The organism is Micromonospora sp. NPDC000316 (genome assembly GCF_042898885.1).
GTDB lineage: Bacteria > Actinomycetota > Actinomycetes > Mycobacteriales > Micromonosporaceae > Micromonospora.
On the sequence record NZ_JBIAZG010000016.1, the window covers coordinates 48864 to 70922 of the forward strand.

General features: G+C 73.3%; 18 protein-coding genes and 5 tRNA genes. 13 read left to right on the forward strand and 10 right to left on the reverse strand.

The window, feature by feature from the left end:
* Positions 1 to 6: 6 nt before the first annotated feature.
* Positions 7 to 2349 (reverse strand): heavy metal translocating P-type ATPase, encoded by a 2343-nt coding sequence (locus ACFY2Q_RS24740; protein WP_387133949.1) that lies wholly within the window; start codon positions 2347 to 2349, stop codon positions 7 to 9.
* A gap of 264 nt (positions 2350 to 2613) precedes the next feature.
* On the opposite strand from ACFY2Q_RS24740, the gene ACFY2Q_RS24745 reads away from it, so the two are divergent.
* Complete coding sequence (locus ACFY2Q_RS24745; RefSeq protein WP_387133950.1) at positions 2614 to 3609, forward strand: Acg family FMN-binding oxidoreductase; 996 nt, start codon at positions 2614 to 2616, stop codon at positions 3607 to 3609.
* Between the two features lie 98 nt (positions 3610 to 3707).
* A complete protein-coding gene (locus ACFY2Q_RS24750; RefSeq protein WP_387134077.1) occupies positions 3708 to 5381 on the forward strand; it encodes a GAF domain-containing protein in 1674 nt (557 codons plus the stop codon).
* Between the two features lie 18 nt (positions 5382 to 5399).
* On the opposite strand, the gene ACFY2Q_RS24755 is transcribed toward ACFY2Q_RS24750, so the two are convergent.
* Positions 5400 to 6038 (reverse strand): response regulator, encoded by a 639-nt coding sequence (locus ACFY2Q_RS24755; RefSeq protein ID WP_387133952.1) that lies wholly within the window; start codon positions 6036 to 6038, stop codon positions 5400 to 5402.
* A 221-nt stretch (positions 6039 to 6259) separates the two neighbouring features.
* On the opposite strand from ACFY2Q_RS24755, the gene ACFY2Q_RS24760 reads away from it, so the two are divergent.
* Entirely contained in the window at positions 6260 to 7234 is a 975-nt protein-coding gene (locus ACFY2Q_RS24760; protein ID WP_387133954.1) for an Acg family FMN-binding oxidoreductase, read from the forward strand.
* A gap of 67 nt (positions 7235 to 7301) precedes the next feature.
* On the opposite strand, the gene ACFY2Q_RS24765 is transcribed toward ACFY2Q_RS24760, so the two are convergent.
* Positions 7302 to 7376, reverse strand: a tRNA-Val gene (locus tag ACFY2Q_RS24765).
* A 48-nt stretch (positions 7377 to 7424) separates the two neighbouring features.
* A tRNA-Gly gene (locus tag ACFY2Q_RS24770) sits at positions 7425 to 7497 on the reverse strand.
* Between the two features lie 149 nt (positions 7498 to 7646).
* Here ACFY2Q_RS24770 and ACFY2Q_RS24775 point away from each other — a divergent pair.
* Both ACFY2Q_RS24775 and ACFY2Q_RS24780 read left to right on the forward strand, forming a co-directional pair.
* Complete coding sequence (locus ACFY2Q_RS24775; protein WP_387133956.1) at positions 7647 to 7922, forward strand: DUF6458 family protein; 276 nt, start codon at positions 7647 to 7649, stop codon at positions 7920 to 7922.
* A gap of 195 nt (positions 7923 to 8117) precedes the next feature.
* Positions 8118 to 8849, forward strand: a complete 732-nt coding sequence (locus ACFY2Q_RS24780; protein WP_387133957.1) for a GNAT family N-acetyltransferase — start codon at positions 8118 to 8120, stop codon at positions 8847 to 8849.
* A 61-nt stretch (positions 8850 to 8910) separates the two neighbouring features.
* On the opposite strand, the gene ACFY2Q_RS24785 is transcribed toward ACFY2Q_RS24780, so the two are convergent.
* The 3 genes from ACFY2Q_RS24785 to ACFY2Q_RS24795 form a co-directional block, all read right to left on the reverse strand.
* Positions 8911 to 8982 (reverse strand) — tRNA-Val (locus ACFY2Q_RS24785).
* Between the two features lie 13 nt (positions 8983 to 8995).
* A tRNA-Cys gene (locus ACFY2Q_RS24790) sits at positions 8996 to 9066 on the reverse strand.
* A gap of 34 nt (positions 9067 to 9100) precedes the next feature.
* A tRNA-Gly gene (locus ACFY2Q_RS24795) sits at positions 9101 to 9173 on the reverse strand.
* Between the two features lie 422 nt (positions 9174 to 9595).
* Between ACFY2Q_RS24795 and ACFY2Q_RS24800 the strand changes: the two genes are divergently transcribed.
* The 3 genes from ACFY2Q_RS24800 to ACFY2Q_RS24810 all read left to right on the forward strand — a co-directional run bounded on the left by ACFY2Q_RS24800 (position 9596) and on the right by ACFY2Q_RS24810 (position 14065).
* The gene (locus ACFY2Q_RS24800) at positions 9596 to 10198 is read left to right on the forward strand and encodes a TetR/AcrR family transcriptional regulator (RefSeq protein WP_387133959.1); all 603 of its coding nucleotides are present in this window, start codon (positions 9596 to 9598) and stop codon (positions 10196 to 10198) included.
* A gap of 73 nt (positions 10199 to 10271) precedes the next feature.
* Positions 10272 to 10853 (forward strand): TIGR03086 family metal-binding protein, encoded by a 582-nt coding sequence (locus tag ACFY2Q_RS24805; RefSeq protein ID WP_387133961.1) that lies wholly within the window; start codon positions 10272 to 10274, stop codon positions 10851 to 10853.
* A gap of 281 nt (positions 10854 to 11134) precedes the next feature.
* Positions 11135 to 14065: a M36 family metallopeptidase gene (locus ACFY2Q_RS24810; protein WP_387133963.1), complete on the forward strand. Its 2931-nt coding sequence runs from the start codon at positions 11135 to 11137 to the stop codon at positions 14063 to 14065.
* A 45-nt stretch (positions 14066 to 14110) separates the two neighbouring features.
* Here the strand turns inward: ACFY2Q_RS24810 and ACFY2Q_RS24815 are convergent, their stop codons facing one another.
* On the reverse strand, positions 14111 to 14989 hold the full coding sequence (locus ACFY2Q_RS24815; RefSeq protein ID WP_387133965.1) for a hypothetical protein: 879 nt from the start codon (positions 14987 to 14989) through the stop codon (positions 14111 to 14113).
* A 150-nt stretch (positions 14990 to 15139) separates the two neighbouring features.
* Here ACFY2Q_RS24815 and ACFY2Q_RS24820 point away from each other — a divergent pair, with 150 nt between their 5' ends.
* The 5 genes from ACFY2Q_RS24820 (at position 15140) to ACFY2Q_RS24840 (ending at position 19701) form a co-directional block, all read left to right on the forward strand.
* A complete protein-coding gene (locus ACFY2Q_RS24820; protein ID WP_387133967.1) occupies positions 15140 to 15808 on the forward strand; it encodes a class I SAM-dependent methyltransferase in 669 nt (222 codons plus the stop codon).
* A gap of 9 nt (positions 15809 to 15817) precedes the next feature.
* Positions 15818 to 17008: a cytochrome P450 gene (locus ACFY2Q_RS24825; protein WP_387133969.1), complete on the forward strand. Its 1191-nt coding sequence runs from the start codon at positions 15818 to 15820 to the stop codon at positions 17006 to 17008.
* 22 nt (positions 17009 to 17030) lie between these two features.
* Positions 17031 to 17867, forward strand: coding sequence for a polysaccharide deacetylase family protein (locus tag ACFY2Q_RS24830; RefSeq protein ID WP_387133971.1), 837 nt, complete (start codon positions 17031 to 17033; stop codon positions 17865 to 17867).
* 89 nt (positions 17868 to 17956) lie between these two features.
* Positions 17957 to 18889 (forward strand): ATP-binding cassette domain-containing protein, encoded by a 933-nt coding sequence (locus ACFY2Q_RS24835; RefSeq protein ID WP_387133973.1) that lies wholly within the window; start codon positions 17957 to 17959, stop codon positions 18887 to 18889.
* Entirely contained in the window at positions 18886 to 19701 is an 816-nt protein-coding gene (locus ACFY2Q_RS24840) for an ABC transporter permease (RefSeq protein WP_387133975.1), read from the forward strand. The genes ACFY2Q_RS24835 and ACFY2Q_RS24840 overlap by 4 nt, the downstream gene beginning before the upstream one ends.
* A gap of 30 nt (positions 19702 to 19731) precedes the next feature.
* Here ACFY2Q_RS24840 and ACFY2Q_RS24845 read toward each other — a convergent pair whose 3' ends face one another.
* Both ACFY2Q_RS24845 and ACFY2Q_RS24850 read right to left on the reverse strand, forming a co-directional pair.
* A complete protein-coding gene (locus tag ACFY2Q_RS24845) occupies positions 19732 to 20409 on the reverse strand; it encodes a response regulator (RefSeq protein WP_387133977.1) in 678 nt (225 codons plus the stop codon).
* Positions 20406 to 22052, reverse strand: a complete 1647-nt coding sequence (locus ACFY2Q_RS24850) for a sensor histidine kinase (RefSeq protein WP_387133979.1) — start codon at positions 22050 to 22052, stop codon at positions 20406 to 20408. Before ACFY2Q_RS24850 ends, ACFY2Q_RS24845 begins: the two co-directional genes overlap by 4 nt.
* Positions 22053 to 22059: the final 7 nt, after the last annotated feature.

The window sequence follows — 22059 nt, forward strand, 5'->3', positions numbered from 1 at the left end:
CGCCGATCAGCGGTGCTCCGGCTGGTCGGACGGGTCGAGCGTGAAGAACTCCTCCTCTTCCTGGGCCAGGTGCAGTCGGAGCAGGGCGTCCAACCCGTAGAGGGTGGCCAGCAGGTCGGGCACCTGGTCCGGTCGCAGCCGGCCGTCGGCGGTCTGGGTGAGCTGGGCCCCGAGGAGGTCGACCTGGCGGCGGATCTCGACGTGCGCCCGACTCATCGTCGCGGTCGCCGACTCGCTGCCCAGCGGGTCGGCCAGCGCCGGATAGAGCTGCCGTTGCTCGGCAGCCTCGTGCGGCAGCACCTGGTCGGTCAGCCGGCGGTGCGTCTCCCGTACCGCCGGCAGGCACGCCGGCGAGGCCGGGTCGGTGGCGACCAGGTCGGCGGTGTCGCGCAGCCCGGCCAGCACGTCGCGTACCCCCTGGTGTTCTGCGGCGAAGCGGGCGAGCAGCTCCCGGGTACGCGGCGGGACGTCCCGGTGCCGCAACCCGCCGCCGAGGGCGCGCAGCGCGTTGAGGATGACAAGCACGTCGATGCCCTCCTGGAGGAACGCGCCGGCGACCGGGGGCAGCCGGCCGAACGCCGCCGCGACCATCGCCAGCACCGCGAGCCCCATTCCGACTGTGGCGCTCTGCACGGCGATCCGGCGGGCGTACCTGGCGATCTCCACCGCGTCGGCGAGCCGGTCCAACCGGTCAACGGTGAGCACCGCGTCGGCCACGTCCGCCGAGGCGGTCGCACCGGTCGCGCCCATCGCCACACCCACGTGCGCCTGGGCCAGCGCCGGCGCGTCGTTCACCCCGTCGCCGACCATCACGGTGACCGCCCGGTCGGCCTCGGCCCGGACCCGGTCCACCTTCTCCTGCGGCGTGCAGCGGGCGAGCACGTCGTCGACACCCACCACCTCGGCGACCCGGGCGGCGGTGGCCGGCCAGTCGCCGGTGACCATCACGATGCGCCGCAGACCCGCCGCGCGCAGCCGCCGGACGGTCCGGCGGGCGTCGGGGCGCACCGGATCCTCCAGCAGGATCGCGCCGAGCGGGCCGTCGTCGTCGCTCACCCACACGGTGGACCAGCCGGTCAGCTCGGTACGGGCGCGCGTCCGGTCCGCCCAGTCGGGCAGCTCGCCGGTGAACTGGCCCACTCGGATCAGCCGCCCGTCGACCCGGCCGCTGACCCCCACGCCCGGCTCCTCGGTCACCTCGGTCGGCTCGGTAAGCGTCAGCCCCCGCTCGCCGGCCTGCCGGACCAGCGCGGCGGCCAGCACGTGCGGGGAGAGCTGCTCGACCGAGGCGGCCAGCCGCAGCACCTCGTCCCGGTCGCCGCCCGGCGCGACAACCGTCTCGGCGGCGCGCGGACGCCCCGCCGTCAGCGTGCCGGTCTTGTCCACGAGCAGGGTGCGAGCCCGCCCGAGCAGTTCGAGCGCGCCGCCGTCGCGGACCAGCACCCCGCGCCGGGCCACCCGTGACAGCCCGGACACGATCGCGATCGGGGTGGCCAGCAGCAGCGGGCAGGGCGTGGCCACCACAAGCACCGACACCGCCCGGACGAGATCGCCGGAGAGCAGCCACGCCAACCCGGCCAGCACGAGCGTGAACGGCACGAACGCGACGGCGTACCGGTCGGCCAGTCGGACCATCGGCGCCTGGTGGGCGGTCGCCTCCTCGGCCAGCCGGACGATCCCGGCGTAGGTGCTCTGCGCCGCGCTCTTCGTAGCCCGCATGCCGAACCCGGCGCCCGCGTTGACCACACCACTTGCCACCGCCGCACCGGCCGTCCGCTGGACCAGCCGCGACTCCCCGGTCACCACCGACTCGTCCAGGGTGGCCGCCTCGTCGATGGTCCCGTCGACAGGCACCACGTCCCCCGGGCCGACGAGCAACAAGTCCCCCACCACCACCCGGTCCAGCGGCACCACCTCGATAGCGCCGCCCGGCCCACGCCGACGCGCGGTACGCGGTGCACGCTCCAGCAGGGCCCGCAGGTCGCGGGTGGCTCGACGCTGCGCGTACGCCTCCAACGACCGTCCGGTCGCCACCATCACCGCGATCACCGCCCCGGCCAGGTACTCCCCGACCCCGAGCGCGCCGGCCAGGGCCAGCACGGCGATCACGTCCACGCCGAAGCGCCGGTGCCACAGCGCCCTCAGCATCGACCAGGCCGCGGGCAGCAGCGCGGCAACCGTGACAGCCGCCCAGACCAGGTCGGCCGCGCCGGCCCGACCGGCGATCCGCAGCACCGCACCCGCCAGCACGGCGGCGGTGAGCCCAACCAGCGGCGTCCACGTCCACCAGCGTCGGATGCGGCGTCGGGCCGGCTGTTCCGGCACACACTCCGTTGACTCCGCGCTCACCTTCGCATCGTCGCAGGCCACGACCGTCCCGGACCGGGCACCGCGCATTTCGCGGGCCCGCCGGCACCCCGGCGATCAGGCAGGGGAACGACGCGCGGGGCGACCGGCGGGCAGCAAGACCCGCCCCGAGTGCGGGCGTGACGACCCGGCGGGGTCGGGACCTGCGGCCCGTGCGGGACGCCGCCGCATGTCACAGGATGGAGCGGCGAGCCACGCGGGTACCGCATGGTGAGGCACGATGGCAGAAGACGAAAGGTCGTGAGAATGAGTCAGGAACGTCAGCTGACCACCGCACTCGCGGAGGCCGCCGCGACCGCCGGGCACGCGCCCTCGGTGCACAACACGCAGCCGTGGCGTTGGCGGGTGCTGCCCGACGCCCTGGAGCTGCGTACGGTGGCGGACCGGCGGCTGACGGCCACCGACCCGGAGGGCCGGCTGCTCGCGATCAGCTGCGGTACCGCCCTGCACCACGCCCGGGTGGCGCTGGAGGCGGAGGGTTGGCGCGCGGTGGTACATCGGATGCCCGACCCGGGCGACCACGAGCTGATGGCCCGGCTGACCGACCTGAGCCACACCACAGCCGATCCGGACGCCATGCGGATGGTGCAGTGCATGTCGGTGCGGCACACCGACCGACGACCGGTCGGCAACGAACCCGTGCCTCCGGCCGCGCTCGACGAGATCACCCGGGCGGTCACCGCCGAGGGCTGCCGGCTACAGATCCTCAACCAGGACCAGGTGCTGGAGCTGGCGGCCACGGCCGGGCGCGCCGACACGGTCGAGGCCGAAGACCAGGAGCTGCGCGCCGAGCTGGCGTACTGGACCAGCCAAGCCGGCACCGGCACCGGGCTGCCGGCCGACGTGCTGCCCGAGCAGCAGCCGCAGACCACCGTGCCGGCCCGCGACTTCGGCCGCCCCGGAAGCCTGCCGGTCGGCCCCGGCCACGACCGTGCGGCGGCGTACGGGCTGCTGTACGGCGACGAGGACGAGCCGGACAGCTGGCTGCGCGCCGGCGAGGCACTGTCCGCCGCCTGGCTGACGGCCACCCGGCTCGGCGTGTCGGTGGTGCCGCTCAGCGCCGTGGTGGAGGTTCCGGCCACCCGACAGACCCTGCGTCAGACCCTCGCCGGGATGGGCTACCCGTACCTCGTGCTGCGGTTGGGGATCGCGGACCCGGCGGTCGCCGGCCCACCGCGCACCCCGCGACTGGCCACCGAGCAGGTGGTCGACACCTCCGCCGTGCGCGACAAGCTGGGCTGAGCACGCGACAGCGAAGACGACACCGCCCGTATGATCATTCGGTGACCAGCATCGATCCGCCGCACCGCCCGGAATTCCCGGTGACGCCGTCGCTCGGGCTGAGCCCGCTGTCCCGGGTACGCCTCGACGAGTTGCTCCAGGAGATGCTGGACCGGGTCGGTGAGGTGATGACCAGCCGGGAACGGCTGCGGGCGCTGCTCGACGCGGTGGTCGGCATCGGCACCAACCTGGATCTGCGCACCACCCTGCAACGCATCGTGCAGGCGGCCTGCGAGCTGGTCGGCGCCCGGTACGGCGCGCTGGGCGTGGTCGGCCCGGACCGCCTGCTGCACGACTTCATCGTGCACGGCATCACCGCCGAACAGCACGAGCAGATCGGTGACCTGCCGCACGGGCGGGGTGTGCTCGGCCTGCTCATCGACGACCCCCGGCCGTTGCGGATGCCGGACATCACCCAGCACCCGCTCTCCTACGGCTTCCCGGCCAACCACCCGCCCATGCACACCTTCCTGGGCGTGCCGGTGCTCATCCGGGAGCAGGTGTTCGGCAACCTCTACCTGGCCGAGAAGAAGGGCGGCGCGCAGTTCACCGACGACGACGAGGAGATCGTCGTCGCGCTCGCCGCAGCCGCCGGCGTGGCCATCGAGAACGCCCGCCTCTACGCCCTGGCGCACCGGCGGGAACGCTGGCTGGCCGCCACCGCCGAGATCACCACGGTGCTGCTCGGTGAGGTCCGCCGCACCGACGCGTTGACGCTCGTCGCCCGCCGCGCCCGGGAGGTCGCCGAGGCGGAGCTGGCGCTTGTGCTGCTGCACGACACCGACACCGACCAGTTCACCGTCGAGGTGGTCGACGGCGCCGACGAGCAGGCACGGGCGCTTGTCGGCGCCGTCCTGCCGGCCGCCGAGACCAGCTTCGGCACGGCGGTGGCCGAGGGCCGGCACGACCAGGTGGACGACCTGGCGCACGCCGCGCCGTGGCCGGCGCTGCTGCGCACCGGCCCGGCGACGATCTCGCCGCTGGCCACCGCCGAGACGCTGCACGGTGTGCTGATCGTGGCCCACGCGGCGGAGCGCGGCGGCGGCACCAGCGCCGAGGACGTGGCCCTGCTGGGCAGCTTCGCCGGGCAGGCCGCGCTGGCCATGGAGCGAGCGCGCGGTCAGGAGGAGCGGGAGCTGCTTGTGGTCCTGGAGGACCGCGAGCGGATCGCTCGGGACCTGCACGACGTGGTGATCCAGCGGCTCTTCGCCACCGGCCTGCAACTGCAGAGCGCCGCCCCGATGGGCCGCCCGGAGGTGGCCAACCGGATCAACGCGGCCGTCGACGATCTCGACGCGACCATCCGCGACATCCGCCGGACCATCTTCGAGCTGCGTACGCCGATGTCCGCGGCGCTGCGCACCGAGATCCGTGAGGCGATCGAGGCCGCCGCCGAGTCACTTGGCCACCGACCGCACCTGGAGCTGACCGGGCCGGTGGACAGCGCCGTCCCGGACGCGATCCGCCCCGACCTCACCGCCGTGCTGCGCGAGGCGTTGTCCAACGCGGTCCGCCACGCGCAGGCCACCCAGGTCGCCGTGGCCATACGCGTCGCCGACGGCCAGGTCACCCTCACGGTCACCGACAACGGGGTGGGCTGCGACCCGGCAGCCGCCAGGGGTGGGCTTGTCAACCTGCGGGAGCGTGCCGAGCGCCTCGCCGGCACCTTCACGATCCGCCAGGTCGACCCGCACGGCACCGAGCTGTGCTGGTCGGTGCCGCTACGCGACTGACCGGCACCGGAGGTCAGGTCAGGGCGTCTTGCCGAGCAGGCGGGTAGCCAGCACGGCCGCCTGGGTCCGGCGCTCCAGGCCCAACTTGGCCAGCACGCTGGAGACGTAGTTCTTCACCGTCTTCTCCGCCAGGAACATCTTCCCGGCGATCTCCCGGTTGGTCAGCCCCTGCGCCACGTACTCCAGGATCCGCCGCTCCTGCTCGGTGAGCGACTTCAACTCGCGGGGCTGCTCGACGCCGTTGCGGATGCGCTCCAGCACCCGCGCGGTGATCGCCGGGTCGAGCAGCGACTGCCCGGCCGCCACCCGGCGCACCGCGTCGACAAGGTCGGTGCCGCGGATCTGCTTGAGCACGTACCCGGCGGCCCCCGCCATGATCGCCGCGAACAGCGCCTCGTCGTCCTCGTACGAGGTGAGGATCAGACCCTTGATGGACGAGTCGACGGCGCGGACGTCCCGGCACACGTCGATGCCATTGCCGTCGGGCAGGCGGGCGTCGAGGATCGCCACGTCGGGCCGCAGCGCCGGAATGCGGCGCGCCGCCTCCTGTGCCGAACCGGACTCGCCGACCACCTCGATGTCGCCGCTGCTCTGCAGCAGGTCGGCCAGGCCACGACGGACGACCTCGTGGTCGTCGAGCAGGAAGACGCGGATCATCCCTCGTTTCTACAGGTGTCGAGGGCCGGCTGCACGGGCCGAAGGTCCCGACCCGCCGTACCCCCGTCCCGGCGGCGTGTGGGACGGCCCCGGCAGGGTCGGTCGGGCCCACCGGATCGGGACGTAAGGCCCTGCTCGGCCGGCACCCCACGGCGGACCGTAGAGGTGTCAGCGGTCGCGGCGTCTCCCCGCCGTCGGCCCACCGGGAAGGGAGCACCGCCATGGACATCGGCTACACCGCGGACCACCTGCGGGCCGCCGCCGTCGACGCGGTCCGGGCACCGTCGCTGCACAACACCCAGCCGTGGCGGCTGCGGCTGCGCGACGGAGGCATCGAGGTGCTTGTCGACCCGGCCCGGCGGTTGCCGGCGACCGACCCGAGCGGCTGGGGCGCCCGGGTCGCCTGCGGCGCGGCGCTGTTCAACCTGCGGTTGGCGTTGGCCGTCGCCGGCATGCCGGCCCAGGTGCGGCTGCGCCCCGACCCGTCCGAGCCGGACCTGCTGGCCCGGCTGGTGCCGGACCTGCCGCGTCGCCCCACCCCCACCGAGCAGAGCCTGCACGCGGCCATCCCGCACCGGTTCAGCAACCGGATGCCGTTCTGGCCCGACCCGGTGCCGTCCGACGTCCGCTGGCGGCTCGTCGAGGCGGCCCGCGCCGAACAGTGCTGGCTGGAACTGCTGATCGGGGTGAGCGCGGTGACCGCCCTCGGTGAGGTCGCCCGCAGCGCACACCGGGTGCTGGAACGCGACCCCGCCTACCGGACGGAACGCGAGGCCTGGCTGCGCCGGGAGCCCGCGCCGGACGGCGTGCCCGCCTCGGCCGGCGGCCCGCAGAGCGAACCACAGGACGTGCTGCCGGCGCGGGGCTTCGGCGGGCGCGACCGGGCCCCGGGGCGGGACTTCGAGCCGGAGCCGCTGGTGGGGGTGCTCGGATCGGTGGGTAGCACGGCCGTCGACCAGGTGGTCGCCGGTCAGGCCCTGCAACGGATACTGCTCACCGCCACGGACTCCGGGCTGAGCGTGTCGATGCTGTCCCAGCCGATCGAGGTGCCCACCGCGCGGGAGCAGTTGCGGCTGTCGCTGGGGCGGTTCGGCGCGCCGCAGATGGTGCTGCGCATCGGGTACGGCCAGCCGGGCCGGCCCACCCCGCGCCGCGGGATCGACGAGGTGCTGGATCTGCCGGTGGTGCGGGCCTGAAGACCGGCCGACTCGACAGTCATCGGCGTGGCGCTGCGTCCGGGCCGGGCGCAGCGTTGCCGTGTGCTGGTGGGCGATACTGGGTTTGAACCAGTGACCTCTTCCGTGTCAAGGAAGCGCGCTCCCACTGCGCCAATCGCCCGTGGTGCCCCGCCCAATCCGACAACAAGGTCGTGGGGGGCGGATCGCGAGCGGACGACGGGATTCGAACCCGCGACCCTCACCTTGGCAAGGTGATGCGCTACCAGCTGCGCTACGTCCGCACGTCTCCGGCGTGCGCCGGCGACGGGTGAACTCTACCCGATGCCAAGATCGCCGAGCGCGGCCCCCTCGGACGGGGGGCGATTGCGCTGCTGGGCGTCGGGGTACTGATGAATCTCGACAGCGCACCACACCCCCTAAGGAGGCTGTCGTGGGTATCGGCACCAGCATCTTCTTGATCGCGCTCGGCGCGATCCTCACCTTCGCGCTGGACGCGAACGTTGGCGGCCTCGACCTCGACGTGGTCGGCTGGATCCTGATGGCGGCCGGCGTGCTCGGCCTGATCATGACCACGCTGATCTGGGGTCGTCGCCGCTCGGCGGTCCCCGCCGCCACCACCGAACAGCCGGTCGAGTACCGGCGGGTCGAGGAGCCGGTGGAGTACCGCCGGGTCGAGGAGCGGCGGGACATCGCCCCGCCGCTGTGACAGGCACCACCGGCCGTGGCCGGTGCACCCGCAGGAGCACGCGCCGGGCCGGCCGCCTCGAACGAGGTGGACGGCCCGCCGCGTCCTCCGCGTCGACGCGTTGACCGGACCGCGCCGCCGCGAGCCGCGCGGGCGGAGTCACCCGACTCAGCGACGCGGTCTGGCGCTGCCAGAGCCCGCGTTAGGATCCGGATCATGGCCTCTCTCGACACCGTGCTGGCCGCACACCGTGCCTACCTGTTGGGCTGGAACGTCGGCGAGCCCAGCGGCCCCGACCTGGTGACCTATCGCAGCGACGTACCGCACGCCCCGCTCAACGGCGTGCTGCGCTCGACCGGACGTACGCCGCGGGAAGCTCTCGCCGAGGCGCGGCGCCGGCTCGACGGCGTACCCCGGTTGTGGTGGGTCGGCCCGGACAGCGACGGCGACCTCGCCGACGGCCTGGTGTCCCTCGGTGCCGTCGAGGTCGCCCAGATGCCGATCATGACGGTCGAGATCGGTGACGTGGTCGACGCTCCGACGCCTGCCGGGCTGCACATCAGCCTGAGCACCGATCTGGAGGCGTTCGTCGCGGCCTACGCCCGCGTGTCCGGCATTCCGGCCGACGGCGTGGCGGCGGTGATCGACCGGGAGAAGGCGTTCACCGGCAACGGCACCGTGCTCAGGTTGGCCGGTCACCTCGACGGCCAGATCGTCGGGACGGCTGTCGCCTGGATGAGCCACGACATGCTCACGCTCTACTTCGTCGGCACCCAGCCGGAGCAGCGGCGGCGGGGCATCGGCGCCGCGATGACCAGGGCCGCCCTCGACCTGGCCGGCGACCGGGGCCTGCGCACCGTCGCCCTCACGTCGACTCCTGTCGCGGAGCCGGTCTATCGCCGCCTCGGCTTCCGCACCGCCGGCACCTTCCGGTTGCTGACGTTCTGAGTCGAGCCGCACATGCAGAAGGGCTCGCTACCGAAATCGGTAGCGAGCCCTTCTCCTCGTGTGGGCGATACTGGGTTTGAACCAGTGACCTCTTCCGTGTCAAGGAAGCGCGCTCCCACTGCGCCAATCGCCCTAGCTTGTTGCCGAGGTGGGGACGGGATTTGAACCCGCGTACACGGCTTTGCAGGCCGTTGCCTCGCCTCTCGGCCACCCCACCGAGGTTGCCCCCGTCATGCGTGGCGGCAGCTCCGAGCGGACGACGGGATTCGAACCCGCGACCCTCACCTTGGCAAGGTGATGCGCTACCAGCTGCGCTACGTCCGCACGCCCCCCGGTGTTCCCGGGTGACGGATCAGAACTTTAGCCGAGCCGGTGAACGACTGCCAAATCGGGGGTCATGTCGGCGCGTCCCGTTCGTGCCGGCTCACCCGCGCCGCAGGGACCGGGACGGGTGCCGCAGGGACCGAGGCCACGGCCGGCGAGCTTCCTAGGGGGCTGCTCTGGTTCCCCCACCGGCCACCGACCGTGACATTCCGAGCCCATCGGCCCCCGATCGGTCCCGCCGGGTGGCGCGGTTGCCGGCGGGCGGTCGGCACGGCCGGCCGGTGCCGTCAGACCTCGACGAACACCCTCAAAAGAACGATGCGGGACGACTTTCGAAAGTGTCCGGCTTCCGACTGCCACACTGCCGATCAAGCGGCGATGGTAACTGTTCGTGTTCGGTTGGATGGGCTACGGTAACGGTCGTGACGAGACGTGCGGCCGAAATTCGACTGGATGCCCTTCTGCGCACGGCCTGTGACGTGATTGTGGAGCGCGGTCTGGCCAACACCCGAACGGCGGACGTGGCACAGGCCGCCGGGGTCAGCCAGGCACTTGTCTTCTACCACTTCGCCACGAAGGAACGGCTGCTCGCGCAGGCGTTCGCGTACGCGGTCGAGCAGGACCTGGCCCGACTGGACGCGGTGACCCGATCCTCGGCCCCGCCGCTTACCAAGCTCCGCCGGATCCTCAAGCTCTACACCCCGGCCGGACGACCGACCGCCTGGTCGATGTGGATCGACGGCTGGTCCGAGTCGCTCCGCACCCCCGAGGTGGAGAGGGCCTCCCGCCGGCTGGACCTGCGCTGGCGGGAGGATCTCGCCGAGGTGATCTCCGCCGGGGTCGCCGACGGCACCTTCCAGTGCGCCGACCCGGACGGGGCCGCCTGGCGGATCAGCGCCGTCGTGGATGGCCTCGCCGTCCAGCTCGCCGTGCACGAGCGGGTGATCTCCCGTCGCCAGTTCGGGGAGTGGGTGCGGCTGGTCACCGCCCGGGAGCTGGGCCTGGAGCCGGCAGTCCTGGACTGAGCCGGCACGATCCCCACGCCCGAGCCGGGCAAAACGGCTCGAAGCACCCCCGCCGGGCGGAACAATCGGCAGCATGGATCTGCTGGAGGCGTACCGCCGGAGCCTGGCCGAGTTCGTCGACCGGGTGGACCAGGTCGGGCCCAGCCAGTGGTCCGACCCGACCCCCTGCACGGACTGGGACGTACGCACACTCGTCAACCACATGGTGAGCGAGGACCGGTGGAGCGTCCCGCTGCTCGCCGGCCGCACCATCGACGAGGTCGGCGACCGCTTCGACGGCGACCAGCTCGGCGCCGACCCGGCCACGGCGGCGCGCGAGGCGACCGCGCAGGCCGAGATCGCCGCCACCCATCCCGGCACGATCGACCGCACCGTGCACCTCTCCAGCGGCGCGACACCTGCCGCGGAGTACATCCAGCAGCTCCTCGCCGAGCACCTGGTGCACGGCTGGGACCTGGCGGTGGCGATCGGGGCCGAGCCACGGCTGGAGCCGGACGCGGTACGCGTGTGCGCCAGGTGGTTCGCCGGCCAGGTCGACACCTATCGGGGCAACAACCTGGTCCAGGACGCGGTGCCGCTCCCCGCCGACGCCGACGAACAGGACCGCCTGCTGGCCGCCTTCGGCCGCGACCCCGACTGGGTTCCGGCCGACTGAGCACGCCCCACGCCGGCCCCTGAGCATGTCCCACGCCGGCCCCTGATCCGGTCGCAGCCCGCCGCCGCCACACCTCAGCCGCCAGCAGCCGCCGTGGTATCGACCGCAGCGGCCATTGCGCCCTTACCGGACACCACCCCTTCAACCGTGCTGACCTCGCGGAAAAGTCGAGCACAGGACCTTGCCGCACCCCCTGCCGACTGATATTCACAGATGCGCATGCTTAACCGCATGCGCCGGTCGGCGGCCCGCCGGCCATCCCGCTCCCATGAGGAGGTTCTGTGCCCCGATCCGAGTGGTCACTCCCGACGAGCCGGCGACGACGCCGGCTCGTCGCCGTCCTGGCGGCGACGGCGACCGCCGCCGCGTTGCTCCCCACCGGTGCCAGCACCGCCGCCCCCACCGGCGGGGCACCGGCCGCCGAACGCTCCTCCGGGCCGTTCGCCGAGGGCCACCAGAGCGCCGACGTCGACAACCGCCCCGGTACGGCGGCACCCGACGCCCGCCAACGCGGCCTGGCCCGCGCCGCCGACCCCGACGTGCGATGGAACCGCCTCGGCACGCCGCACGCCCTCGGCCCCGGCAGCGCCCCACTCGCCACCGGGCTGCCCGCCGACCCGGAGGCCACCGCCCGCGCGTACCTGGCCGCCAACCGCGAACTGTTCGGTTTGGACGCCGCCACCGTCGCCGACCTGGAACGGGTGCTGGTCCGGCCCATCGGCACCGGTGCCGTGGTGACCCTCCGGCAGCGCTTCGGCGACCTGCCGGCCGGGCCGGACGGCCTTGTCACCCTCGCGGTGAGCGGCGGGTCGGTGCTCTCGGTCAGCTCGTCGCTGGCCCGCGACACGAGCCCGCCCGCGCCGGCCACCCGCACCGCCGAGCAGGCGTACGCCGACGCGCTCGCCGACGCCAAACTGACCCCCGACGCGGTGGCCAGCCACAGCGTGCGTGAGGTGGCCGTGCCCACCCCGCTGGACGGGCCCCGCGCCGCCTACGAGGTGACAGTCATCGGCGCGAACACCGACCACCCGGCCGCGTTCACCACCTATGTGGACGGCATCACCGGGCAGGTGCTGGTCCGTGAAGATCTCGTCGACTACGACTCGGACAACCCGAGCTGGGCGGTCTTCCCGGCCACCCCGCCCCGCAACCTCGGCCCGGGGAAGGACCCCCGGGTGCGCTGGTGCGGCGACCCGACGCCCGGCTGCAAGGCAGCGTGGCGCGACCCGGCCACCGGCCAGCCGTGGGACGTCGACGCGGCCACCGGCACGCCCACCTTCACCTCGCGCGGCAACTCCGCCAACACGGTGCTCTCCTGGGGTGCGGGCACCCCGGCCGTCCCGGCTCCCACCAGCCCCGACCGCCGCTACGAATACCCGTTCACCGACCAGTGGCACCAGGCGAAGTGCAACCCGGAGGTGTTCACCTCCGCCCAGCGCAACGACGCGGACGCGTCCATCGCCAACCTCTTCGCCATGCACAACCGGATGCACGACTGGTCCTACCAGTTGGGCTTCACCGAGTCGGCGTGGAACCTGCAGGCGGTCAACCTCACCCCGGACGGGCTGGGCGGCGACGCCGAGCAGGGCCGGGCGCAGCAGGGCGCGCTGACCGGCAACCGCAACAACGCCAACCAGAGCACCCCGCGCGACGGGCTGCCGCCAACCACCAACATGTACCTGTGGCAACCGCAGGCCGGCGGCCCGTACCCGCCGTGCGTGGACGGCGACTACGACATGACGGTGATCGGCCACGAGTACGCGCACGCCATCACCAACCGGATGATCGCCGGCCCGAACAGCGGGATCAGCGGCCACCAGGGCGGCGCCATGGGCGAGTCGTGGGGCGACCTGCTCGCCGCCGAGTACCTGTTCCAGCACGGGCTGCGCGCCCCCGGCGAGTCGCCCTTCGTCACCGGCGGGTACGTCACCGGCAACCTGGTGAGCGGCATCCGCAACTACGACCTGAGCCGCAGCCCGCTCAACTACTCCGACATCGGCTACAACACAGGTGGCCCGGCCGTGCACGCCGACGGCGAGATCTGGGGCGCCACCAACTTCCGGGTCCGGTCCGCACTCGTCAAGCGGTACGGCCTCGGCACCCCGAAGCAGCAGTTGGAATGCGCGCAGGGGAAGGTCGCCGCCGACAAGTGCCCGGGCAACCGGCGCTGGTCGCAACTGGTCTTCGACTCGTTCCTGCTGCAGGCCGCCAGCCAGGTCAGCATGCTCGACATGCGGGACAACATGCTCACCGCCGACCTGCTCCGCTTCGGCGGAGCGAACCAGGACCTGATCTGGGCCGAGTTCGCCCGCTCCGGGATGGGCCGGGACGCCGTCACCAACGGCGCGGCCGACACCGACCCGACGCCGAGCTTCGCCTCTCCGCGCGGCGGCAACGCGACGCTCACCCTGCGCCCGCGCGGGGACAGCGCCGACGCGCCCATCCGGGTGTACGTCGGGGCGTACGAGGCGCGGGCCACGCCCATCGCCGACACCGACCCGGCCACGCCGATCCCGGACACCGTGGAGTTGGTGGCCGGCACGTACGACCTGCTCGCCGTCGCGCCCGGCTTCGGGCACCAGCGGCTCAGCGTGGTCGCCAAGGCCGGCAAGAAGGGGCACATCGACCTTCGGATGAGCCGCAATCTCGCGTCCACCGCCTCCGGGGCCACGATCACCGGCGACGGGGTCAACCTGGACCGGATCGGCGACGACACCGAGGCCACGAACTGGGCGTCCCTCGACGGGGTGGCCGGCAAGCAGGTCACCGTGGCGCTGCCCGGCACCGCACCCCAGTTGATCAAGCGGGTGAACGTCAGCGCCATGCTGCGCCCGGCGATCACCGGGGACGCCGACACCGGCAGTCAGAACGCGCTCAGCGCGCTGCGCTCGTTCGCGGTGTCGGCGTGCAACGCGAAGACCACCGACTGCACGGACCCGACGCGCTGGAAGCGCATCTACACGAGCGCCAACGACGCGTTCCCCGGCGGGGCGTACCGGGCGTACACCCGGGACATCAACCTCCGGACGTTCGCGGTGCCCACCACCCACGCCACGCACCTGCGCCTGGAGGTGCTGGCCAGCCAGTGCACGGGCGGCCCGCACTACGCGGGTGAGCAGGACAACGACCCGGCCACGACGACGGACTGCGCGACCGCCAGCCCGGCCCGCAGCCAGGTGAGGATCGCCGAGTTCCAGGCGTTCTCGAAGTGACACAGTCGGGGCCGGCGGGACTCCCGCCGGCCCCGACGCCCCGGGTCAGTGGCGGGCCGGTCGCCAGCGGTCGGTCGGCGGCGGTCGCTCCCAGCGCCGGTCCTGCGGCGGGTCGTCAGCCCCGTCGGGCGCGGCGCGGGTGAGGTGGCGCAGCCGCAGCAGCAGGCCCAGCCCGAGTGAGAGCAGCAGGGCACCGAGCAGGAAGGCTGCCTGCACCACACCGAATCCACCGGACTGCGCGACCGGTCGGCTCGCGCCGGCCGCCGGTGGCGCGGCGTCGACCGGCTGGTCCACGACCTGTTCGTCTTCCGGGCTGCTGGCCTCGGCCGGTTCGCTCGCGGGGGCGCTGGGCTCGGTGGGCGTCGGGGTCGGCTTCGCGCTGGGCGCGCCGAGCACCCCCACCACCGAACGGGTTGCAGTCTGCCGGGCCAGCAGGCGCAGGTTCGCGTCGTACGCCTCGGCGGCGAGGGTGACGCGGCCCTGGGTGACGTCCTCGGCGAAGGCAACCCGGTAGCGGGCGGTGACCGTCCGGCCCGGGCAGAGCGTGCCCGGGTCGAGCTGCCGGTCGGTCAGCCGGGCCACGTCGCCGTCGGTCCGGATCTCCAGCGGGAAGTCGCCGGTCTCCTCGACCCGGTCCATCTTCACCTGGTCGAGCCGGATGCCCTGCACGCTCAGCACCATCGACCAGCGCACCTTGACGCAGCCGCCGCGCCTGTCGGTCCGCGAGACCACCGCGGAGAGGGTCCGCACCCGGTCGCCGGCGGTGAACTTGTCCGGCAGCCCACTCAACTCGGTGGCGAACGCCGCCTGCGCCGGAGCGGCCATCGCCAGCTCCACCCCGCCCAGGCAGATCAGCACCACCCCGATCCGTAGCGCCTTCCGCCACACCGTCACCACCGCCGTCCTCCGTTCGGTCGTCTCCACCACGCAACGCTAGGAGCGCGCCGTCGACCGGACCAGACGGGTGTGTTCGCACCGGGTGGCAAGGACAGGGCGTGTTATCACCGAGTGTGGTGAACCGGTCACCGACCCCCACGACACGCCCGGCGGTTGGTCGCTGGGACAATCGCCAGCGTGTCCGAACTCTCCACCACATTCGTCCGGCTGCACGCCCGGCTCGCCCCTGTGGCGTTCGTGCCCGAGGTGCGGCTGCACCAGGCGGACGAGCCGATCGGCCTCTGGGAGCTGACCGAGGGCGAGTTCTCCACCGACCGGCCGCCGCCGTTCTGGGCCTTTGCCTGGGCCGGCGGCCAGGCCCTCGCCCGCTATGTGACAGACCACCCGGAGTTGGTCGCCGGCCGCCGGGTGCTCGATCTCGCCTCCGGCTCCGGCCTGGTGGCCATCGCCGCCGCCCGGGCCGGCGCGGCATCCGTGCGGGCCGTCGAGGTGGACGAGTTGGCAGTCGCGGCAGTCGCGCTCAACGCCGAAGCCAACGGGGTACGCGTCGACGCCGAGTTCGGCGACGTCCTCGACGGCGACGCCGGAGACGCCGAGGTGGTGCTCGCCGGGGACGTCTTCTACAGCGAGGCGATGGCCCGTCGGGTGCTGCGGTTCCTGCTGCGTGCCGCCCGTGCCGGTGCCCCGGCGCTTGTCGGCGACCCCGGGCGGGCGTTCCTGCCTCGGGACCGTTTCGACGAGTTGGCGAGCTACGACGTGCCGGTGCCGGAGGCCCTGGAGAGCGTCCGGGTGAAGCGCACCACCGTGTGGCAGTTGCGGGCCGGCCTGCCGGGGGCCTCCGGCTAGCGTGTCGGCGTGCTGTTCCGGAGCTGGGCGTCCGAGGTCGAGGCACCCTGGCCGGACGTGGCCACGGTGACCGACCACGTCGGCGTACCCCATCTGGTGGTCACCCGGCACGCGCTGGTCCGTCAGGTCCTCGCCGACCCGGCGACCTACCGCCCGGACAACGCGCTGGACGCGGTGACCCCGATGCCTGTGACCGCGCTGCGGGTGCTCGCCGGGCACCGGTTCCGCCTGCCGCCGACTCTGGCGAACAACTCCGGCGCCAGCCATCCGCAGATCCGGGCGATCGTCGCCGACGCGCTGCACCCGGCCCGGGTCGCCGCGCAACGTCCGTGGCTCACCGCGCTGGTCCGCGACCGGGTCGCCCGGCTCGGCGTCACGCTGGACGCCGGGCAGCCGGTCGACCTGTACGCGGACCTCGCCGCCGACCTGCCACTGCTGGTCCTGGCCCGGCTGGTCGAGCTGCCGGACGCGCCGGTCGGCGCGGTGAAGGAATTCGCCCGCGCGGCGCTGGAGCTGTTCTGGGCCCCGCTGGACGGCGAGCGACAGTTGGCGCTCACCGCCGAGGTGGGCAGGTTCCACGGCGTGCTGCGCGACTTCGCCACCACCGGCGGCGGCCTGGCCGCCGAGCTGCGCGCGGCCGGGCACCCGCCGGACGTGGTGGTCGGCGCGCTCTTCTTCCTGCTGGTCGCCGGCCAGGAGACCACCTCGCAGTTCCTCACCCTGCTGCTGCACCGGCTGGCCGGCGAGCCCACCGTGCGGGCCGGCCTGCGCACCGGCGAGGTCGCCGTGGCCGACGTGGTGGAGGAGGGCCTGCGGCTGGAACCGCCGATCGTGACCTGGCGCCGGGTCGCGTCGACGGACAGCACGCTTGGCGGGCAGCACGTGCCGGCGGGCACAAGTCTCGTGCTGTGGCTGGCCCGCGCCGGCCGGGACCCGGCGGTCGTCGAGGCGCCCGACGAGTTCCGCCCGGGCCAACGCGGGTCGCGCCGGCACCTGGCGTTCGGTGCGGGCGCGCACCGCTGCGTGGGCGACGTGCTGGCCCGGATGGAGGCGGCCGTCGTGGTGGACGAGGCCGCACCGCTGCTGGACGGGGTGACGGTGGTCCGCCCACCCTGGTGCCCCGACAACCTCACCTTCCGGATGCCGGACGCCTTCGTCGTCAAGCGCTCTTCGGGGAACACCGGGCTGACCGGCTCCTGATCAACTCGGTAGGTTTCCGGGCGTGTCAGCGACCCCTGCTCGTCGGATCCTCGCCGTCGTACCACTTCTGGCCCTGCTGGTGCTGAGTGCCTGCGCAGGAAGCCCGGCGTCGCACGCCCGACGGATCACCGCGGACCGGCCGACCCCGTCGGCCCCGCTTCCCACGCCGTCGACCTCGCCGTCCGCGAAGCCCGCCCCCGGGAGCCTGGCCTGGTACCTGTCCCAGGTGCCGACCTTTCCCGAGTCGCCGGTGCCGCAACCGGTGCAGCTTCCCGCGACCGGCGCCGCACCGTTCTGGCACCGCGTGCCGACCGAGCAGAAGGTCGCCTTCATCACCATCGACGACGGTGGGCTGGCCCGCCCACCCGAGGTGATCGACTTCATCTGGGAGGCGCGGATCCCAGTCACGATGTTCCTGAACTCACCAGCGGCGCAGGAGCACACCGACTACTTCCGGCAGATCGAGGCCGTGGGCGGGATCATCGAGAACCACACCATCACGCACACCTCGCTCGCCGGCCGGTCGTACGCCTACCAGAAGCACGAAATCTGCGGTGGGGCGGACAGGCTGGAGGCGCTGTTCGGCAAGCGACCCACCCTCTTCCGCCCTCCGTTCGGCAACTACGACACCACCACCTTGCAGGCCGCCCACGACTGCGGCGGGAAAGCCGTCCTGCACTGGTCCGAAACGGTTCACGAGGGAAAGGTGCGCTACCAGACGCCGGAGAAGGTGGTCCACCCCGGAGACGTGCTGCTCATGCACTTCCGGCCGGCGCTCATGGACGACCTCCTCGCGGCGCTGAAGGCGATCCACCGCGCCGGCCTCACACCCGCGCTGCTTACCGACTACATACGATGATCATGCCGTCGTCCACCTGACCAAAGTCAGGGGGCGGTGGTGCCGTTCGGGCGCGGCCGAGCAGGGGGCCACACGCCTAGCGTCAGCGCATGATCACATTACGTGGGTTGACGAAGCGGTTCGGGGAGACCCTCGCTGTCGACGCGCTGACAATCGACATCGCGCCCGGCCGGGTCACCGGCTTCCTCGGCCCCAACGGCGCCGGCAAGTCCACAACCATGCGGATGGTCCTCGGCCTGGACCGGCCCACCGCCGGGCAGGCCCTGGTCGCCGGCCGGTCCTACCGGGAGCTGCGCCGACCGCTGCACGAGGTGGGCGCGCTGCTCGACGCGCGAGCCATCCACCCCGCCCGGTCCGGTCGGGCGCACCTGCTCGCCATGGCTCGCAGCAACGGCATCCCGGCCCGCCGGGTCGACGAGGTGCTGGGCACCGTCGGGCTGGACGGGCGCGCCGCCGGCAAACCCGGCCGGACCCTCTCCCTCGGCATGGGCCAGCGGCTCGGCATCGCCGGCGCTCTGCTCGGCGACCCGCCGGTGCTGATGTTCGACGAGCCGGTAAACGGCCTCGACCCGGACGGGGTGCGCTGGGTCCGGCAGCTCATGCGGTCGCTTGCCGACGAGGGACGTACGGTCTTCGTCTCCAGCCACCTGATGAGCGAGATGCAGCTCACCGCCGACCAACTCGTGGTGATCGGCAGGGGACGGCTGCTCGCCGACGCCCCGATCGGTGCCGTGATCGCCGGCAGCGCGACAGCCGTCCGGGTCCGCAGCCCGCACCCCGACGGGCTGGCCACCCTCTCCGCGCGTCTCACCGCGACCGGCGCCACAGTCGAGCCGGCCGGTGCCGACGAGCTGACCGTCACCGGGACCACAGTGGACCGCGTCGGTGACCTGGCGTACGAGCTGGGAGTGCGGTTGCACGAGCTGAGCTCGCACGGCGCGTCGCTGGAGCAGGCGTTCATGGAGTTGACAGCCGACAGCGTCGAGTACGCCGGCGGCCCGACCGGAGGTGGAGCACGATGAGCACGAACACCGTCGCGGGTGCCCGCCCCGCCGCGTCACCGAATGCTCCGGCCGCGTTCCGCGGTGCGGTCGCCGCCGAGTGGACAAAGCTGTTCTCGGTCCGCAGCACCTGGTCGACGATGCTGGCCGGGCTGCTGCTGATGGCCGCCAGCGCCCTCCAACTGGCCATCTACGCGGCAAACGACAACACAAACGACGACCCGCTCGACGACAGGGGAATCGTTACCGCCGGCAGCGTGGTGATCAATTCCGTCGAGCTGACCCAGTACGCGGTGCTGGCGCTGGGCCTGCTGGCGATCACCACGGAGTTCACAAGCGGCACCATCCGGACCACGTTGCAGTGCACCCCGGCGCGGGGTCGCGTACTCCTGGCCAAGGCCGTGGTCGCCGGGACCGTCACCTTCGCCCTCGGGCTGCTGCTCGGCGGCGTCGGTGCCCTCGTCGCACGGCCGACGCTTGGCGAGTGGGGCAGCGCCCCGGTCGCCGACACGATCGGCGACATCGTGGCGGTGGCGACCTACCTGGCGCTTGTCGGCGTGCTCGCGCTGGGCCTCGGCGCGGCACTGCGCAGCGCGGTACTCACGATCACCGTGCTGTTCGCCACCCTGATGATCGTGCCGCTGTCCCTTCAGGAGCCGGACATCGCCGTGCTGCACCGGATCGCCGACGTCTTCCCCGGCGTGGCCGGCGGGCACTTCCTGGCCGGCGACACCGAGCCCTACCCGGGCGCGGTCGGGCTGCTGCTGCTCGCCGGTTGGGCCGGTGCCGCGCTGCTGCTGGGCCGGGCCGCGCTGCGCCGCCGCGACGCCTGACAGGTGGGCGGGGGCCGACCCGGCCCCCGCTCACCCGTCGACAAGCCCCGCCTCGTAGGCGATGATCGCCGCCTGCACCCGGTTGCGCACGTCCAGACGAGTGAAAATGCTCGTCAGGTAGCTCTTCACGGTCCCCTCCACCAGGTGCAGCCGGCGGGCGATCTCCGCATTGGACAGCCCCGCCCCGACAAGGGCCAGCACCTCACGCTCCCGCTCGGTAAGCCCTGCGGTCCGGTCCCGCGCCGCGGGCCGGCGGGCCAACCGCCCGGCACCCAGCTCGATCACCCGGCGGGCCACCCGAGGCGACAGGTACGCACCGCCGTCGGCGACCGCGTGCACCCCGGCGATCAGCTCACGCGGGTCGCCGGCCTTGAGCAGGAACCCGCTCGCGCCGTGCCCCAGCGCACGGGCCACATGGTCGTCCTCACCGAAGGTGGTCAGCATGATCGTCGCCGTGGCCGGTGCCAGCCGGTGGATCTCGGCGGCGGCTGCCAACCCGTCAAGCCGGGGCATCCGGATGTCCAGCAACGCCACCCGGGGTCGGTGCGCCCGGACCAGCTCCACCGCCGCCCGCCCGTCGCCGGCCTCGGCGACCACTTCGATGGTTGGGTCGGCGGCGAGAATGGCCCGCACACCGGCCCGGATCATCGCCTCGTCGTCGGCGAGGACCACCCGCACCGGCGTCGCCCCGACCCTGTCGGTGTTCACTGTGCGATGCGCTCCTTGCTGGCCAACCGGCCGTCGGCGAAACAGAGCCGCCAGGTCGGCTCGGCGAGCGGGAAGTTGCCGTCCGTGTAGTACTCGCAGCCCGGCTCGGAGGCACCGAGCGGCGGGGTGAGCTGCCGGCGGGGCAGCCCCGGCAGGTCGCTACGCGCCGTACCGGGCCGCATCCGGTCGTACGTCGGCTCGTCGAGCACCGTCCCGGCCGTGGCGAACGGGTAGTAGACAAGCGACAGGGCCAGCGCGAGACCGGCCGGCGCGGCGAGCGCGGTCAACAGGCTTCGCCGGACCCGACGCCGGGCCTCACGCAGCCGCCGCTCGGCATCGGCCGGCCGCTCGAACCCACCGCCGGCCGAGCCGCCATCGCTGAGCGCACCATCGCTGAGCGCACCATCGCTGGGCAGCGGACCGTCGGTCGCCGCGCCCGGCTCGACGGGACCGGCCGGCCACCGGCTGACGGAAACTCCGGCAACCGGGTCGGCGGGCAGCCGCGCCCGCACCGCGAAGCCGCCGTCCGGACACGGCGCCGCCGCCAGGACACCGCCGGCCAGCCGTACCCGCTCGGCGAGGGCGAGCAGGCCACTACCCGAGGACGCCAGCCGAGGCAGTGGACCGGCCGGCGGCGGCCCGTTGCGCACCCGCACCTCGATCCCGTCCCCGTCGAGGGCGAGGGTGACGGCGACCGGGGCGCCCGGGGCGTACCGCGCCGCGTTCGTCAGCGCCTCCCGGACCACCCGGTGCGCGGCGGGCCCGGTCATCCCGGGCAGCTCGACGACGCCCGGCGGGGCGTCCAACTCGACAACCATCCCCGCCTCCCGGGCACCGGCCACCAGGTCCGAGACGGTCTCCCCCACCGGCCGGACACCGGCCGAGCCGTCCTCGTCCCTCAGCACCCCGATGATGTCGTGCAGGCGTTCGGTAGCCGCCGCGACGCTGGCCCTCAACTCACCCACCGCCGCCCGGTGCCCCGGGGCCAGATCGCTTGCCAGCTCCAACGCGGCCGACCGCAGGGCGATGAGGCTCAGATCGTGGCCGAGCGAGTCGTGCATCTCCTCGGCGATGCGTGCCCGCTCGCGCAGCCGGATCCGCTCGGCGGCGCCCCGCCGCTCGCGCGCCAGTGCCTCGACGTGCCGGCGACCGGCATCGGCCAGCTCCTGCTGCTGCCGGCGGTACCGGCCCACAAGCCACGGGAACACCCCGGCGAACAGCAACACCGAGGCCAACAGGAACCAGGTGGCCGCACCGGTGTCGAGCAGCCCCAGGTTCAGCACGGTGCCACCGACCGCGATCACGCTGAACAGCACCGCCGCCGGTGCCGCGCCCCCGCTGCGCCGCCCGGTCAGATAACTGAACACCGGGATCGCGAACACGAAATTGCCGTCGACAAGCGAACCGAGCACCACAAGCAGCAGCCCCACAAGCGGCAAGCGTCGCGCCGACGCCACAGCCGCCGCCAGCACCGCCAACGAGCCGACCAGCAGCACCGCACCGAAACGCGGATCCGGCGGCGTCAGCCTCGCAACCACGATCGGCGCGGCCACCACCATCCAGAGCAGCACGTCCACGAGCGGACGCCGCCACCGGTACGCCCACGACGGCGCACCGGCCACCAACCGGCCCAGGATCCCCACGGCGGCC